General features: G+C 38.9%; 15 protein-coding genes and 1 riboswitch. Of the genes, 9 read left to right on the plus strand and 6 right to left on the minus strand.

Translation table 11 applies throughout. The features are described 5' to 3' along the window. Nucleotides 1-7: 7 nt before the first annotated feature. The 4 genes from JHE06_RS09460 to JHE06_RS09475 all read right to left on the minus strand — a co-directional run bounded on the left by JHE06_RS09460 (nt 8) and on the right by JHE06_RS09475 (nt 6,460). Nucleotides 8-1,399, minus strand: a complete 1,392-nt coding sequence (locus JHE06_RS09460) for an L-cystine transporter (protein ID WP_058919109.1) — start codon at nt 1,397-1,399, stop codon at nt 8-10. Between the two features lie 264 nt (nt 1,400-1,663). Continuing rightward, nucleotides 1,664-4,339 carry a cation-translocating P-type ATPase gene (locus tag JHE06_RS09465; RefSeq protein WP_201088617.1) on the minus strand — a complete coding sequence of 892 codons (2,676 nt, stop codon included), beginning with the start codon at nt 4,337-4,339 and terminating at the stop codon, nt 1,664-1,666. A gap of 227 nt (nt 4,340-4,566) precedes the next feature. Continuing rightward, nucleotides 4,567-4,908 (minus strand): MGMT family protein, encoded by a 342-nt coding sequence (locus JHE06_RS09470; protein WP_058919111.1) that lies wholly within the window; start codon nt 4,906-4,908, stop codon nt 4,567-4,569. An 88-nt stretch (nt 4,909-4,996) separates the two neighbouring features. Next, entirely contained in the window at nt 4,997-6,460 is a 1,464-nt protein-coding gene (locus JHE06_RS09475; protein WP_058919112.1) for an NCS2 family permease, read from the minus strand. Between the two features lie 200 nt (nt 6,461-6,660). Further along, nucleotides 6,661-6,761, minus strand: a riboswitch (purine riboswitch). Nucleotides 6,762-6,924: 163 nt separating this feature from the next. On the opposite strand from JHE06_RS09475, the gene JHE06_RS09480 reads away from it, so the two are divergent. After that, nucleotides 6,925-7,371 carry a DUF6884 domain-containing protein gene (locus tag JHE06_RS09480; RefSeq protein ID WP_201088618.1) on the plus strand — a complete coding sequence of 149 codons (447 nt, stop codon included), beginning with the start codon at nt 6,925-6,927 and terminating at the stop codon, nt 7,369-7,371. Between the two features lie 410 nt (nt 7,372-7,781). Beyond that, a complete protein-coding gene (locus JHE06_RS09485; protein WP_058919114.1) occupies nt 7,782-8,012 on the plus strand; it encodes a hypothetical protein in 231 nt (76 codons plus the stop codon). A gap of 375 nt (nt 8,013-8,387) precedes the next feature. Here JHE06_RS09485 and gorA read toward each other — a convergent pair whose 3' ends face one another. Next, complete coding sequence (gene gorA / locus JHE06_RS09490; RefSeq protein WP_201090019.1) at nt 8,388-9,740, minus strand: glutathione-disulfide reductase; 1,353 nt, start codon at nt 9,738-9,740, stop codon at nt 8,388-8,390. A 155-nt stretch (nt 9,741-9,895) separates the two neighbouring features. Then, nucleotides 9,896-10,501 (minus strand): trimeric intracellular cation channel family protein, encoded by a 606-nt coding sequence (locus tag JHE06_RS09495; protein ID WP_058919115.1) that lies wholly within the window; start codon nt 10,499-10,501, stop codon nt 9,896-9,898. Nucleotides 10,502-10,755: 254 nt separating this feature from the next. On the opposite strand from JHE06_RS09495, the gene JHE06_RS09500 reads away from it, so the two are divergent. From JHE06_RS09500 to JHE06_RS09530, 7 genes are all read left to right on the plus strand, one after another. Further along, nucleotides 10,756-11,331, plus strand: coding sequence for a chromate transporter (locus tag JHE06_RS09500; protein WP_058919116.1), 576 nt, complete (start codon nt 10,756-10,758; stop codon nt 11,329-11,331). Nucleotide 11,332: 1 nt separating this feature from the next. Beyond that, a complete protein-coding gene (locus JHE06_RS09505; protein ID WP_058919117.1) occupies nt 11,333-11,905 on the plus strand; it encodes a chromate transporter in 573 nt (190 codons plus the stop codon). 366 nt (nt 11,906-12,271) lie between these two features. Next, nucleotides 12,272-13,105 (plus strand): ABC transporter permease, encoded by an 834-nt coding sequence (locus JHE06_RS09510; protein WP_201088619.1) that lies wholly within the window; start codon nt 12,272-12,274, stop codon nt 13,103-13,105. After that, a complete protein-coding gene (locus JHE06_RS09515; protein WP_058919119.1) occupies nt 13,098-13,877 on the plus strand; it encodes an ABC transporter permease in 780 nt (259 codons plus the stop codon). The genes JHE06_RS09510 and JHE06_RS09515 overlap by 8 nt, the downstream gene beginning before the upstream one ends. A 58-nt stretch (nt 13,878-13,935) precedes the next feature. Beyond that, nucleotides 13,936-14,976, plus strand: a complete 1,041-nt coding sequence (locus tag JHE06_RS09520; protein WP_058919120.1) for an ABC transporter ATP-binding protein — start codon at nt 13,936-13,938, stop codon at nt 14,974-14,976. Between the two features lie 29 nt (nt 14,977-15,005). Further along, nucleotides 15,006-16,058 carry an ABC transporter substrate-binding protein gene (locus JHE06_RS09525; protein WP_058919121.1) on the plus strand — a complete coding sequence of 351 codons (1,053 nt, stop codon included), beginning with the start codon at nt 15,006-15,008 and terminating at the stop codon, nt 16,056-16,058. Between the two features lie 100 nt (nt 16,059-16,158). Next, nucleotides 16,159-17,865: an adenine deaminase C-terminal domain-containing protein gene (locus JHE06_RS09530; RefSeq protein ID WP_201088620.1), complete on the plus strand. Its 1,707-nt coding sequence runs from the start codon at nt 16,159-16,161 to the stop codon at nt 17,863-17,865.

A 17,865-nucleotide genomic window follows, 5' to 3' on the forward strand; every position in this document is an offset into this window, starting at 1 on the left:
GTTTTTATTACATATCCGACTTAACGATTGCTTCATCATCATTGAACACTGCCGCATCAAAACGATTGATTCGTTTTGATGAGATGATTCCAGCTAAGATGCTATCATTTACATTCAGCATAGTCCGAGCCATATCGATGACTGGTTCAACTGAAATAACTAAACCAACAATAGCTACTGGCAAGTCTAAAGCGCCTAAAACGATTAAAGCAGCAAATGTAGCACCGCCGCCGACTCCGGCAACCCCAAACGAACTAATGGTCACAACAGCCACAATCGTCAAGATATAGGTTGGGCTGAAAAGATCAATGCCCATCGTTGGGGCAACGATTGCCGCCAACATGGCAGGGTAAACTCCTGCACAACCATTTTGTCCGATCGACATGCCAAATGTACCAGAAAAGTTTGCAGAAGCATCGTCAACGCCTAAAGCTTTTGTTTGCGTTTCGATATTCAACGGCAACGCACCGGCACTTGAACGTGAAGTAAAGGCAAAGCTTAAGACCGTCCAAGTTTTCTTCAAGTATTGGATTGGACTTACTTTCACGCCTAGTAAAATCAACATATGGATCAGGAACATCACAATAATGGCCGCATAAGAAGCAATTACAAATTTTCCTAGATTCAATAAAGCATTAAAGTCACTTGTTGCTAAAGCTTTTGTCATTAACGCAAAAACTCCGTATGGTGTTAATCTTAATACCAGTGTTACGATCCGCATGACGATTGCATATAAGCTTTTAATGATTTTTTCAAAAAAAGCGCCATTTTCCGGATCTTTTTTATTTACTCCTAGATAAGCAACTCCTACGAAAGCTGAAAAGATCACAACTGCAATGGTACTTGTTGAACGAGAATTGGATAAGTCCGCAAAGACATTCGATGGAATGAAGTTCACTACTTGTTCTGGAATAGACAAGTCCGCTACTGCTTCTTGACGCTCGTCCAATGCTGCGATCTGTGCCGTTTCAGCATCTCCTTGTACAAATTCTGCTCCGTCCAAATTAAAAAGCATCACGCTCGAAATCCCGACTAATGCTGCAATAGCAGTCGTCGCTAACAATGTAGTTAAAACCGTGATACTGATTTTCCCCAAATCTTTGGTGCCTTCAATTTTCGTGAATGCTCCTACGATTGAAACAAAAATCAGCGGCATGATCAGCATTTGTAAAAAGCGCACATACCCTGTTCCGACTATATTGATCCACTCAATAGCTCCTGTTGTAACATCTCCTGTTGCTCCAAAAAGCAATTGTAGCAAAGCTCCAAATACGATCCCAGAACCCAAAGCGATAAAAACACGTGTTGAAAATTTAACATGTTTCTTTTGCAAACGCCAAAAACTGTAAATGACAGCCGCAAATAAAAGTAGTGCAATAATAATATAAAGATTTGTCATGATGATCCTCCCTTTATTTTGCTCTCCTATGACAGGGAAAGCGAGTGTATCATAAGATTAAAGGTCTCAGACCGCTGCTTTTTCCTAACAACGGTCCTAAAAATGAGGAAAAGCTAGTCAATTTTAGTGATTCCTCATTTTACTTTATTTTTGTAAGAAGTTCAATAGAAATGATTGGTCCTCGCAAGCATGAAAATAAAAAGAGTTTTGCTTAGGCCCAGTAAGCCATCAGCAAAACTCTCTTTTTCCATCAATTTGTAAGGATCAGCCTTTTTTGTGAACAGCACGCAATCCTATTTTGATAATTTCTACTATCGGAATGATTGAAAATGAAGCACCCAATACCAGCAGCCATTGTTGTAAATCCAAATGGCTGACTTTAAAGGCATCGTTTAAACCTGGAACCAATACTACGACTGCCAGCAATGCTCCAGAAACAAGAATCGCTAAATTAAACATCTTATTTTTGAAAAATCCGACTGTGAAAAGAGATTTCTCAACGGATTTAACGTTAAAGGCATGGAACAACTGCAGCAAGCCTAGTGTAATAAAAGCCATCGTCAAAGCATCGCTATGAATCAGTTCGTTGTTTCCAACGTGTACAGGGTTATGCGTTGCCCACCAGTAAACGAACAACGTGATTCCACCTTCCAGAATCCCTTGATAAATGATACTGCTCAGTACACCATTTGAAAAGAACGTCGCTTTTTTGCCGCGTGGCGGTTGCTTCATACTGTCTGCTTCTGCCGGCTCTAATCCCAAAGCAATTGCCGGGAAAGTGTCTGTTACTAAGTTGATCCATAAAATATGGACAGGAGCTAAAATACTCCAGCCAAGAAGTGTCGCAATGAACAGTGTCAATACTTCGCCTAAATTCGCAGATAATAGATATTGGATCGATTTTTGGATGTTCGAGAAGACTTTCCGTCCTTCTTCCACGGCTACAACAATTGTTGAAAAGTTATCATCGGCTAAAACCATATCACTGGCACCTTTTGATACTTCGGTTCCTGTGATTCCCATACCGATCCCGATATCTGCTGTTTTCAATGCAGGTGCATCATTAACACCATCACCAGTCATGGCAACGATTTTCCCTGCTTTTTGCCATGCTTTAACGATCCGTACTTTGTGTTGCGGAGATACTCGAGCATAAACTGAATAATCTTTTACTCTAGTAGCAAAATCGGCATCGCTGATTTCATCTAATTCAGCTCCTGTGATAACACCGTCTTTTTGCTGCTCTTCTAAAATTCCTAATCTCTTCGCAATAGCTTCGGCCGTATCGCGGTGATCTCCGGTGATCATGATCGGCCGGATTCCAGCTTCGCGTGCCACGCGAACAGCATCTTTCGCTTCTTCACGTTCTGGATCAATCATTCCCGTCATACCAGCATATACCAACTCTTGTTCCAATCCTGCTGAACTGATGTCCGTCGGCATGTTATCGACTACTTTGTAAGCCATCGACAATACGCGCAATGCTTGTGTCGCTAAATCATGATTCATATCCAAAATGGCTTGTTTTGTTTCTTCATCTAATGGCTCAATTGTGCCATTTCGGTCAATTTTCGTACACCGTTTTAACAATTCATCAGGAGCGCCTTTGGCAGCTATCAAAAATTTTCCGTCTTCTTGTTTGTGAACAGTAGACATCAATTTCCGCTCAGAATCAAAAGGAACTTCTGCCACTCGAGGTTCTTTTTTGAGCGCTGCAACAACATCTACTCCTTTATTAAGTGCAAATTGGATCAAAGCCGTCTCTGTTGGATCTCCGATCAATGTTCCGTCTCCAGAGATTTGAGTATCATTTGCGTAAACCATTGACCGTAAGACAGGCGTTTGCATATCTATCGGTTCTTCATTATCTTGGATCTGCCCATTGAAATACATCTTTTCAACAGTCATTTTATTCATTGTGAGCGTTCCAGTTTTATCAGAACAAATGATATCGGTACTGCCCAGCGTTTCAACTGCTGGTAATTTACGTACCAAAGCTTTTCGTTTTGCCATTTTCTGTGTACCTAAAGCTAATATAATGGTTACAATAGCTGGCAACCCTTCCGGAATAGCGGCAACCGCTAAAGAGATAGACGTCAGCAGCATATCTAACCACTCTCGGCCATTCAACATTCCGACTACAAACATTACAACAGCAATGACCAAAATAGCCACTGTTAAATATTTTCCTAAACGATTCAAATTATTTTGCAAGGGCGTCATGGTCTCTTCCGTTGAAGCCAGCATCTCTGCGATGTGCCCTACTTCTGTGCTCATTCCGGTTCCAACGACGATCCCTTCGCCACGACCATACGTAACATTGCTGTTCATAAAGGCCATATTCGTTCGATCGCCAATCCCTGCTTTGACGTCTTCAAGGATCGTAAGTTCTTTATCAACTGGAACAGATTCTCCGGTCAGTCCTGCTTCTTCTATCTGCAACGAAGCAATTTCAATCAACCGCAAATCAGCCGGAACAATATTCCCAGCTTCTAATAAAACAATGTCTCCCGGAACCAATTGATCGCTTTTTAGTGAGACAACTGTTCCGTCTCGCCTAACTTTTGCTTCAGGAGAAGACATTTCTCTCAAAGCATTGATAGCTTCTTCAGCTTTTGCTTCTTGAACTACCCCTAGAACAGCATTTAAAATAACAACAACTAAAATAATGACTGCATCAGATATGTCTCCAAAAACACCTGATACTACTGCTGCAACGAGTAAAACGATAATCATGAAGTCTTTGAATTGATCCAAGAATTTCATTAGCAAACTCTTGGTTTTCCCCTCGTCTAATTGATTGGGACCATACTCTGCTATTCTTTTTTCTGCTTCTTGACTGGTCAGGCCTTCTTCAGAAGTCTGCATCTGTTTTAAGACAGCGGCTTCATCTTGGGTAAAAAACGGTTCTTTTACTTGTTCTTTTTTCTCGTTATCCATGACTGCTTCCTTCCCTTCCTAGTAAATAAGTACAAAACATAAATTAAAAAGCTTTCTTTCCGCCGTAAATAAAATAAGCCGAATAGAACTTATTTTTATCTGTAGGCGTTCACAAGACTTATTAAGTTGATTATATCTTTCTCGTTTCAGCAAAGCAAAGGATTCGATAGTCTGAAAAATCGATTTGTTAAAATAAGCTCATTTCATTAAATAGATTCAATCATCTTTTAGTACAGTTGATCTTCGTTCTTTTCTTCAAATCTTACGGGGCAATAGCGGTAAATGGTTAAATCGACTTTCCCTTGAGCATTTGTTTCAACTCCTTCGGCCATTAATTTTTCCCTTTGAGTGAACCGTCCTTCTTCATCTGTTAAACCAATTTCGCCTTTAGCGTTAATGACTCGATGCCAAGGCAAATGATGATTTTTGCTCATGGAATGCAGAATACGCACAACTTGCCGTGCGCCTCGAGGATTTCCAGCTAAAGCAGCAACTTGACCGTAAGTCATGACTTTGCCAGCAGGAATTTGTTTTAGCACGTTGATGGTCTTCTCAGTAAATGGTGTCATAGTATTCCTTCTTTCTTGTACTTATTCTAATGAACAAAAAAATTCTCTATACCATCTAGTATAGAGAATTTTTTATCTTTTTCAGCTTTTAAATAAACGCAAGTACAATAAAGTTCAAAATGAAAAGCCCTGTCGAAACCCATAAAACCGGATGAATCTCATTGGTTTTCTTTTTAGCTACTTTAACGATGACGAAAAAGATAAAACCAGCAGCAATTCCATAAGAAATGCTATACGCTAATCCCATAAAAATAGACGTGAAAAAGGCTGGGATAGCTTCTTCTAAATCGTCCCATTGAATTTCTAAAAAGGACGACATCATCATGACTCCCACAATAATCAATGAAGGTGCTGTAGCTTGAACAGGAACAATAGCAATCAAAGAAGAAAACAAACTGGCCAACAAGAAAAGAATGGCTACCACTACACTGGTCAGCCCAGTTCTTCCTCCTGCACCAATTCCAGCAGCACTTTCGACAAATGTTGTAGTATTAGAAGTCCCAAAAATAGCGCCAACAGATGTAGCAATCGCATCTGCAAATAAGGCTTTATCCATTTTCGATTTGATTCCAGAACTATTGTCCAAAGCTGCTTCATCTTCGGCAGTGAAGATACCTGTTTTGCGGCCTGTGCCAATAAAGGTCCCAATAGTATCGAAAATATCAGATAAACTAAAGGCAAAGATCGTCATTAATACTAGCGGCAAACGAGATGCATCTGAAAATAACGAGATCATTCCTTGAGAACCTAATGCAGCTCCAAATGTTACACGCAACTCTGAGATAGCATGGCCTAATGAATTTTCTGGATTTGAGATGACAGACAAATCAACAATGCCCATCGGAATTCCAATGATCGTTGTGGCGATAATGCCGATAAGAACCGCTCCTCGTACATTTAATACCACCAATATGACTGTGATAATCAAACCAATCAAAGCAAGTAAAGCACCGCTGCTTGTAAAATCAACTAATCCCGGAATAATCCCACCATCTGTTAGTACACTATTTATTCCACTGTCATAATTCGCAGCACTTGGATCAAACGGCGCATTATTGATAGCTTGAATATTGGCTGTTTCAGAAGTGAATTGCAAAAAACCTGCATTCTTGATCCCGATATAAGCAACAAAAACGCCGATCCCGCCTCCAATAGCGTGTTGAATGAGTTCTGGAATCGATTTAATAATCATTTTACGGATTTTGGTTACGGTAATGAAAATATTAAAAATCCCGCATAGGAAAACCATCGCCAAAGCTTCTTGCCAAGTAAAACCTAAAGCGAAAACAACTGTATAAGTAAAGAAGGCATTTAGTCCCATACCCGGTGCTTGTGCATAGGGCACATTAGCGAATAAGCCCATCACCAACGTCCCGATAGCTGAAGCAATAAGTGTGGCCAAAAAGACTGCTTGCGAAGGCATGCCGGTCAAAGATAAAATTGCTGGATTGACAAAAATGATGTAAGACATGGCAAAAAAGGTCGTTATCCCTGCCATGACCTCTGTTGAAACGGTTGTCCCATGTTCTTTTAATTTGAAAAAATTTTCCATCTTTTTATTCCCCACCCTGATAGTATTTGCAAAGAAATACAGGAACTTTTCCTTCTTTTATCTATATATACTAAGTTTCATGGGGCTTTATTTATTCTACTGGTATGAGTTGTTTTAAATAAATGCAATTACATTGTTTTTCAAGCAAAAAAAACGGATGATGCAACTCGTTGTCATCATTCGCCTATTTATGGACAAGTCAAAAAACTCATCTCACTAATAGTCGAACGTTTTACGGTGTCCGGTAGAAACTTAAAGCCCATATCGCTTAGATTATATTAGATTGTATTTATTTGTCTTCATCAGTATAAATGAGACTTTTTACAAACACAAGTTAAATATAGATATTAGCATAAAAACATGAATAATTGTTCGTGTTTACCAGATTCATTCTTGAATTCGATCGCTTTCCTCTGATTATTTGGTAAACTAATAATAATACTTAAATTGAAAGCAGGTGGAAAATGTTTATTATCCCTAGCGGCAAACCCAAAATCTGGGATAAAGTACCGAATGCGGGTGCCGTTTCAGCAAAAACGGCTTATACAGGAACTTTCCACAAACTTTGCACAGATTACGCCACAACGTTTGGTCCTGATTATCTGATTCTTTCACCTTATTACGGTTTTTTAAAACCCGATGATTTTATTTCACACTCTTACGATGTTCGATTCACCGTAAAAGGCGTCGGTCCAGATACGATACCAGTGAGCAATTTGAAGGAACAATGGGTTGAACTGGCTATAGAAAAAGACGATCAAATCACTCTATTGGGCGGCAAGAAGTTCATTCATTTAATGGAGGAAATTACTGACCGTAACGTTATTTTTCCTTTGATCGGTCTTGGCGGAATCGGCCTGATGCAAAAAGCTTTGAAAGAAGCTGTTCACCAGCAGAAGCCTCTCAACTGATTCTATAGAGAGTCTTGTCGTGGTCTTTTTTCCCTGATTTTCGATTAAACCTATTTCAAAACTGTTTTTTTTACAAATAATAGTTATTTTTATGCAAATCTAAGCATAACATGCATTTTTTTGATCGAAAGTTGAGATAAGTTATCCACTAACATTTGTGGATAACTGTTTTTTTAAGCTTTTTAGTTTTTTAACATTAGCGAAAATACACTGTTTTTATTTTAGTGACCGTTTAATCACAAGTTATGCACATAGTTATCAACAGATTGTGCACAACTATTGGTTTTCTATTTTTATACACAATGAATCGACTCATCTGCCCTGTTTTTTGCACTATTCGTTTTATTTTTTCTTTCTTCTCAACACCTGTATACTAAACGTACAGAAAGAAAACAGGAGGTGGAATAGAGATGGAATGGAATCAAATCCCAGGATACGATCAATTAGACGAAGATCAAATCGAACGGCTCAGTCTAGTTTATGCACGCCATATGGATACGTTAGACGATCCCGCTGCATATGCTAAAGAAAACATTCTCGAAATCAAACGCAATCAAGAGCAACATTCACTGGCTCTTTATTTTAAAAATGGCGATGTAATCAACTATACCCCTGAAGGAGAATGGTTTAAATCTGTTTGATCCACTTTGTTTGAATACCTTATAATGCAAACAGAAGCTGTTGCGGAAAAAATAATCAGATAGGCACTTAATACTCTTTTTTAAACAATGAGAGACAAGCCCTCTGATTTATATAAGAGGCTGGTCCCAAAAGCTATAAATAGTAAAAAAACGTAGAAAGCTACCCAAATGATTTTGGGGCTTTCTACGTTTTTTCTAAATAATTAACTCTTTTGAGAGCATCTCTTTTTAATTAAGTTGCGTTCTCCGCATCTTGGTTAATTGAGCTGCGTGCCACAGCTTCTCGCCAAAATAGATAATCTTTCAGGAAATGGAACATTTCCATCAAAATTCCTAATTTTGAATCGAAGCTCTCTTGCGGAACTCCGCATCTTGTTATCTCATGGTTACGAATTCTTCTGCTCCTGTTGGGTGAATAGCTACGGTGTCATCAAAGTCAGCTTTAGTCGCCCCCATTTTAATCGCTACTGCAAAGCCTTGCAGCATTTCGTCCATGCCGGATCCCATTCCATGCAAGCCGACAACTTTTTCTTCGGGTCCGCAACAAACCAGCTTCATATAAGTCTTTTGCCGATTTTCAGTAATAGAACTGTGCATGGCTGTAAAACGCGTTTCATATGTTTTGACTTGCGCTTTGCCGTATACATCGACCGCTTGTTCTTCCGTCATTCCAACCGTTCCAATTGGCGGATGGGTGAAGACAACTGTTGGAACATTATTGTAGTCTAAGTGTTCCATTGGTTTATTATTAAATAAACGCTCCGATAAGCGCCGTCCAGCTGCAATTGCAACAGGCGTCAATTCAATATGTCCGGTAACATCGCCGACAGCGTAAATGCCTTTGACAGATGTGTTTTGGAATTCATCTACTTTGATATAGCCTCCATCATTCACTGCTACATCCGTCGCTGCTAAATTCAAACTGTCTGTGTTTGGCTCCCGTCCGATCGCCCAAATAACAGCATCGGTTTCATGCGCTGTTCCATCTTTCAGGTAAAGCGTCAAGCTGCCGTCTTCATTTTTTTCAACTTTTTCAGGGACTGCATAGGTATGCAACGTTGCACCTTCACGTTCCATTGTTTCAACTAAGCCCTCAACAATGATAGAATCAAAGTTTCGCAAAGGAGCATGTTGGCGGACGAATAAGTGTGTGTCGGAACCTAGTCCATGTAAAACACCTGCTAATTCTACCGCGATATAACCGGCTCCAACTACGGCTGTCCGTTTCGGCAACTCCGTCATTGCAAAGAAGCCATCTGAATCCAATCCATATTCAGCACCTGGGATATCTGGGAATACCGGTTTTCCACCGGTAGCAATTAAAATATGGTCAGCTGTGTATTGTTCTCCATTAACTTCAACGGTTTTATTGTCTACAAACTTAGCATATCCATGGATGAGATCCACTTCATTACTAGCTAAGCCTTTTTGATAGCTGCCATGCAGCCGTTCGATAAATGTTTCTCTATTTTCAACTAACTTGGCAAAGTTTAGGTTTTTTGAAGGAATGTCAATGCCGTAACCTGACGCGTATAAGTTCATTTCATCCATCATTTGCGCTCCGTGCCACATGATTTTTTTAGGAACACACCCTACATTCACACATGTGCCTCCGATAGCATTTCCTTCTATCAAAGCTCCCTTAGCTCCATGCATTCCTGCACGGTTAATAGAAGCGATTCCGCCGCTTCCGCCGCCGATAGCTATATAATCATACTGTTTCACTATTCCATCTCCTACTTTCTTCAAATTACTTATTTAAGTATAGTTAGTATTCTCCTAAAAAGAAAGCAGAAGGTGCTCGCTTTTCTTGATTTTAATGGCCGTTTCATAAAAAAAGAAAAAATCTCTGACTCTTCTGGGGTTTTCACCGGAAGTTCAAGTTACTCTGAATACCTGCGGACCGGAACTTTCCAGTCATAGAGATAAGATAACACTCGCAATACCGTAAAAACGATAAACAACAAATACAAATGCCATGTTTCCGTCGCCCATCCCATTCCGATAATCAAACCGATCAGACACACCCATAAGCCGTAAACCACTTCTCCTAATACAATCGGCTGCCTTTGCGAAAGCAAGTCTCGCATAACTCCACCACCAGTAGCTGTTAATAACGCAGAGACGACCACAGCACTTACCGGCAAATCTAATTTTACAGCAACCGTTGCACCATGGATTGAAAAAGCTATTAAACCAACAGCATCTAAAAAATTGCCCCATAGTTCTCTGCTTGCTAGAAAAGGTTTAGGAAACAGTAAAATCAAGGTGATGGCAATAACAGCACTATAAAAAAGCGACCCTTGTTTCCACAATTCATAATCTGGGGCATCAATCAATGTATTCCGGATAGCTCCGCCGCCAAAAGCCGTTAAGATCCCAAATAAATAAACGCCAAATAAATCATATTTTTTCTCCATAGCAATCAATCCGCCTTGCAGTGCGAATGAAATGGTACCAATAATTAAAAAAACTTCCCACGTTCCCATGTTTCCACTCTCCATTCTAATTATCAGTCGTATAATTACCCTAAGTTCTCAATTTAGTTGATTTATCTCATCCTCTATCTCTTCATTATTAAGCAGCCGCTTTTTTTTTGCAAATCAGATACCTTATTTGTAACCAAAAGACCCTTGCCAAAAGGGATTTTATTCTAAAAACAGCAAATCTCTCTTAGTCGGCAGATTTTTAAGGTATACTGGAAACAAGAAAATAAGTAAACATCAACTGGAGGAGGATTTTCTTGAAAAAAGACAAGCAATTTTATTGGACTTTATTTTTATCCACATTTACGTTAAGTGCGTTTACTTTCGGTGGAGGTTACGTCATTGTTCCTTTAATGCAAAAACGATTTGTTAAAGAATTAAAGTGGATAGACGAAGAAGAAATGCTGGATTTAGTGGCTATCGGACAATCCGCACCGGGGCCGATCGCTGTGAATACCTCCATCATTATCGGGTATCGTATGGCCGGAATTCCTGGAGCTCTTTTAGCAACATTTGGAACGGTTCTGCCCCCTTTGATCATCATTACCATTATTTCTTACTTTTACATTGCTTTCCGCGATAACCCCCTTATCAATGCTCTTTTATTTGGGATGCAAGCTGGAGTAGCTGCCGTTATCGTGGATGTGGTCATCAATATGAGTTCTGCTATTATTAAAGCCAAATATGTTTTGCCCATTGTTGTTATGATTTTAGCTTTTATCGCTACAGCTATCTTCGATGTTAACATTATCCTTATCTTATTCATTTGCGGCTTGATTGGTGCTTATACGACTTACCGCGTCAACCTTCTAGCTAAAAAGGAGGAGAAGTAAATTGATTTATTTGCAATTATTTTGGAGTTTCTTTCAAGTTGGACTGTTTAGTTTTGGTGGCGGATATGCTGCGCTTCCTCTTATTCAAGAGCAAGTGATCGAAGTCCACCCGTGGCTCTCTTCAACTGAATTTATTGATATTTTGACTATTTCACAAATGACGCCTGGTCCGATCGCGATCAATGCCTCAACTTTTGTCGGAACAAAAATAGCGGGACTTCCCGGAGCTTTAATTGCCACAATCGGTTGTGTGACGCCTTCTGCTATCCTCGTCTTGACTTTAGCTACTCTGTATTACAAATACAAAGGACTGAGTATGGTACAAGGCGTTATTAAAGGATTACGGCCAGCTGTCGTTGCTTTGATTGCTTCCGCAGGTCTGTCTATCTTATTGACTGCTTTGTTCAATAAAGAAACATTTCCGGTTCAGTTTGCTGATTTAAATTGGGTTGCATTGGTTTTATTTTTATTAAGTTTGTTTATTTTAAGAAAATTCAAATTGAACCCTATTTACATTATGCTATTCGCCGGATTTTTAGGAGTGCTTTTACATCTCTTCACTCCGCTTGTTTAATAACTATAACCTTTTTATACTATACGCCCTTAAAATTAGACCAAATCTAATTTTAAGGGCGTTTTTTATTTATGCCAAAAATTAAAATGAGAACGGAACTTATCATTTTCCTTATAATTAGGATAAAACCAGTTAAAACAACATCATAACCGCATATAACCGAACTATTTAATCACAAATAAAAACTTCATTCGTTTTCATGTTGAATTCTGAGTACTTTTTCATTATACTTCCATTGTACATCATTATTTGCCATGAAAAATTTATGTGTTGGACTGTATGGGAAGCACTGATTGAATTCAGTCATCCATATTTTTAATTGTCCAGCTTTTTTTATGCCATTCATTCAAAAGGAGGTAGTTGGTTATGCATAAAAAAATCCCGTATATCATTTTAGCACCGGGATTTATTCTCTTGTTCGTCTTTTTAATTCTTCCATTGATTTCTATCATTTGGCCGACTTTTTATGACGGCGGTTTATCGTTCAGTTCTTATTTATCTTTTTTTAAAGACCCCTATAACGTAGGAATCTTTGTTCGAACCGTACGAGTTTCACTTATTGTGACCTTGATTTGTATTTTGTTTGGGGTTCCAGCAGCTTATTATATCGCTCGCAGTCCTAAAAAGTGGCGCAGCTTGTTGATGTCGATGACTCTTTTCCCTTTATTAACCAATTCTGTTGTGCGAAGTTTTGCTTGGATCAATATTCTAGGTAAAAATGGGGTTTTAAATATGATACTCTTAAAATTTAACCTTATCAATGAACCACTCACTTTCTTGTATACAGAATTTTCTATTATTATCGGCTCTATTTATTTATTTTTGCCTCTAATGATCATCACTTTAGTCGGCATCATTGAGAATATTGATACTGAAATAACAGAAGCCGCGGAAACATTAGGAGCCAGTCCGCTGACAGCTTTCACGAAAGTCATTTTACCCTTAGCTATTCCAGGAATTATTGTTGGCAGTATTTTAGTCTTTACTGGGACTTTGACCGCTTATACAACTCCTCAATTATTAGGCGGAAACAAAAAAATGATGTTGTCTACGTTCCTTTACCAAAATGCTATGACCCTTGGAAATTGGAAAGATGCAAGCGTCATAGCATTAATTATGATCATCACCACTCTCTTAGTTATGAAATTTTTCAATGGTATTGCTGCATTGTTAGATAAACGAGGTGAAACACATGCGTAAAAAAACAGGTTTGACTGCTTTAGTGGCTTTTATTTTTGCTTTTCTTTTTATTCCATTAATCATTATTGTTGTTACTTCATTTGGAGAAAACCCCTCTATCCAATTCCCTATTGAAGGGTTTACTTTCAAATGGTATACGGCTATTTTTGCCAATGGAACATTTACGGCTAGTTTCTTTTTAAGTCTACAACTATCTCTAATGGCTACTGGACTCGCTTTGATCGTGGGTATTCCTGCAGCTTACGCCTTGGCTCGTTACTCTGTTCGAGGGCGTAAATGGATCAAAAGTTTCTTTCTTTCGCCAACCATTGTTCCAGGAGTCGTTGTTGGCTACTCTCTTTTTCAATTCATTGTCATTCGCTGGCAACTGCCCGTTTTTCAAGGTTTATTGTTAGGACATTTCCTGATCAGTTTGCCTTATATTATCCGTGTAGTGGGAGGCAGTTTGGAACAGCTAGATTTTTCTATCGAAGAAGTAGCATGGACATTAGGCTGTACTAAAATCACTGCATTTATCAAAATCGTGTTGCCGAATATTACTTCAGGTATTTTCGCTTCCTTCATGTTAGCTTTCATTAACTCTTTTAACAACATTCCAGTTTCTCAGTTTTTGTCAGGTCCAGGAATCTCTACATTACCGACGTCTTTAATGAATTATATTGAATACAACTACGATCCAACTGTTTCGGCTTTATCTGTTCTTTTAATGATCGGCACGATTTTGTTGATGTATTTGATTGAAAAGACATTAGGTCTTGCGAGCGTTACCTAAACCCTATAAAATTCGTCAAAAAGTTTATTTGTATTTAATAAGGAGGAATCATAAAACGATGTCATTCGTTGAATTAAAAGATATTCGGGTTAGTTACGATGGAAAAGACAATATTTTAAAAGATTTAAACCTTTCTTTGGAAAAAGGAGAACTGGTTTCTCTTTTGGGGCCTTCAGGATGTGGTAAAACAACAACTCTTCGGGTTATCGCCGGATTAATCGAGCCTAATGATGGCAGTTTCATTGTTGATCAGGCTGAATTGACTAAAGTTCCTGTTCATAAAAGGAATTTTGGCATGGTTTTTCAAAGTTATGCTCTTTTTCCACACCTTACGATTAAAGAAAATGTTGGTTTCGGTTTAAAACTGCGGAAAGAAAAAAAAGCCGTTATTGAACAAAAAGTAATGGACATGTTAGAAGTAACCGGCTTAGCAGAGCTTTCCGACCGTTACCCCAAACAATTATCGGGCGGCCAAAGACAACGTGTTGCCTTGGCTCGTGCTCTCGTTATCGAACCAAAACTATTGTTGCTGGATGAGCCCTTAAGCAATTTAGATGCTAAATTACGAATCAACATGCGCATCGAGATCAAACGCATTCAGCGACAATTAGGGATCACAACGGTTTTCGTTACTCATGATCAAGAAGAATGTTTTTCGATTTCTGATAAAGTGGCTGTCATGAATAAAGGCGTCATCGAGCAATACGATACACCAGAAGTTATTTACAACCATCCAAAATCTGAATTTGTCGCACGCTTTATTGGGTTTGAAAATTTCTTTGATTTACATAAATACGATGGTCAAACTTATACAACCAATGACGGCAGTCTTTTTCACAGCTCTCGCCAATGGGAAAAAAACAAACAAACCGGCACGATTCGACCTGAAGACATTGGCATTTTGCCTACGCAAAACCATCCGCCGGAAAATACGGTCCTCGGCACAGTTTTAGTTCGAACCTTTTTAGGAAAAAGCTACCAATATGAAGTTGAAACAGCATTCGGAAAGTTATTAGTGAATGGCACACATACCATTCCTTATCAAGCAGGAGACACTCTGCTGCTTCACATACCTGAAGACAAATTGATACTGGTCTAACTAAAAAAACAAAAGGAGTTCAATTGATCATGAAGAAAAAATGGAGTTTAGTAGGGTTAACGTTTTTGAGTGTAGGTTTGCTGGCTGCTTGCAGCAACAACGAGAGCGCAGATAACAAATCAAAAGAATTGGTAGTCTCAACATTTGCTTTAAGCGAAGATATTATTGAAGCCGATATTATAAAACCTTTTGAAGAAGCACACGACGTAAAAATCGTTATGGAAACTGGAACCAGCTCAGAGCGGTATACAAAATTTGAAAACAATCCGAATTCAACAGTAGATGTAATCGAATTGTCGCAATCCAATGCTGCTAAAGGCTATGAAAAAGGGCTGTTTGCTGAAATCGATGCTGAAAAAGTTCCAAATATGGACGAATTAAGTGAAAAGGCAAAAGAACTATCGGCAGATGGTTCTGGTCCGGCAACGACCGTCAATAGTATCGGCATCATTTACAATGAAGAAGCAGCTGGTATGAAAATCGAGAATTGGTCAGATTTATGGGACCCTTCACTAGCAGGAAAAATATCTATTCCAGATATCACGACTACTTATGGACCCGCCATGATGTATGTAGCAAATGATTACAAAAAAGCAGACATTGAAACAGATAAAGGCAAAGGAGCTTTTAAAGGCTTAACTGAATTAGCACCGAATGTTTTAAAAACGTATAGCAAGTCTTCCGATTTAGCGAATTTATTCCAATCTGGTGAAATTGTAGCGGCAGTAGTCGGAGACTTTGCTTACCCGCTGATTTCTCAAGCGAATCCAACTGTTCAATATGTTTTTCCAGAATCCGGTACGTACGCTAACTACAATACGATCAACGTGAATACTAACTCGAAAAACAAAGAATTGGCTTATGAGTTTATCAACTGGAGAATTAGCCAAGAGTTGCAAGAAAAAACAGCTGAGTCGCTAAACGAAGCTCCTACGAATACTTCTGTTGTCTTAGATGAAGAAACAGCTCAACACAAAACATATGGTGAAGTTGCTGAGCGCACAACATCCCTCAATTTTGATTTCGTTAATGCTAATCTAGCAGACTGGATCAGTGAATGGAACCACACACTAAATCAATAAGGATTAAAAAGATAATCTTTTGCAGGGTTATCTTTTTTTCTCCTTTAAAACTATTGTAAACTAAAGGCAAAAAAATGCTTAGAATGGAGACTTGTTATCCATGACGATTGATTTACTGATAACTAATGCCAATGTATTCAATACCTTTTTAAAAACATTTGAACTTAAAAATGTTGCTATTCAGGATGGTAAGTTTTTTTATTTGAGTCCAGTTTCTGAAATGGATTTTGATTTTCTCGAACAACTAGATGCTAAAGGAAAAACAATGATTCCTGGCCTAATCGATATTCATTTGCATATTGAAAGTTCAATGATTCCTCCTTCAATTTTTTCGAAAGTTGGCTTGACACATGGCGTAACGACTATTGTTGCTGATTCGCATGAAATCGCTAATGTGTTCGGAATCAAAGGGATCCAAGCTTTCCTTGCTGAAGAAACAGAAATGGATATCTTTTATGCCATTCCTTCTTCTGTTCCTTCAACTACTTCCAAACTAGAAACAACCGGCGGCACTATTGGTATTGAAGAAGTTCGCGAACTGCTTGCTGACCCGCGAGTGATCGCTCTGGGGGAAGCCATGAATTTTAAAGGCATCACCAGCGAACCCGACTCTCTGATTCGACAAATATTGCGTGAAACCCAGACTTTAAAACCTTTCCTTCCTCTTGAAGGTCATATTCCTAGAGTATCAGGAATCGATTTGGCTAAGTTTATGTTTACAGGCATCACAGCCGACCACACTCACCAAACCCCTGAATCGATTTATGAAAAAATCAGCTCGGGGATGTTTATTGAATTGCAAAAGAAGTCGCTCACTAAAGAAAATCTAGCGTTGATTGCCAAGTACAACTTTTATGAGTACCTAGCTATTATTACAGATGACATTATGGCTGATGATTTACTGGAAGGTCACTTAAACGCAAATGTTAAGCTGGCTATTGAATGTGGCATGCCCGTCGAACAAGCAATTTATACGAGTACCTATACGCCAGCTAGAAGAATGGGATTCCAAGATCGCGGAGCTATTGCCTCTGGCTTTATCGCCGACTTTATTTTGTTGGACGATGTTAAGTCTCTGGATATTTCGGCGGTCTACAAAGCAGGAAAATTAATCCATACTAAAGGAGAACAAATAGGCTATCCTGAAATAAAACCGCAATTTCCTGAAAACTTTTATCATTCACTACATTGTAAAAAAACAACGCTGGAAGACTTCAAAATACCAGTAAATTCAACTTCCGATGCTGTATTATGCAATGTGATCCGCATTCAGGAAACCAGTACGTTTACAGAACATGTTCAACGCGAAATTCCTGTTAAAGACGGATACTTGGATTGGGAAACAAGCGGACTGGCTTTATTAATGGTCATGGAGCGCTATGGGAAAAATGGGAATATCGCTTACGCTCTAGTAGAGAATACGATTAGCAAAAAAGGAGCCATTGCTACCACTTGGGCTCATGACCATCATAATTTGATGGTTATGGGGACGGCCGCTGAAGATATGATGCTTGCTCAACACCAGTTATTAGAAATGGAAGGCGGTTATGTGGTCATCCAAGACAAACAAGTGAGTGGATCCTGCCCGTTGCCTATCGGCGGTATCTTAAGCGATAAGCCTATTCAAGAATTAGGCCGCCAATTAAAAGAAGTACGGCAAGGGATGGTTGCTTTAGGATACAAAAATGCTAATGAAATTATGTCCTTTTCTACCCTTTCCTTACCCGTTTCACCAAATATTAAAATTACAGACGTGGGTATAATGGATGTACGAACCCAAGAATTGATACCATTAATGGAGGGTTAA

Source organism: Carnobacterium sp. CS13 (genome assembly GCF_016653495.1).
Classification (GTDB): domain Bacteria; phylum Bacillota; class Bacilli; order Lactobacillales; family Carnobacteriaceae; genus Carnobacterium_A; species Carnobacterium_A antarcticum.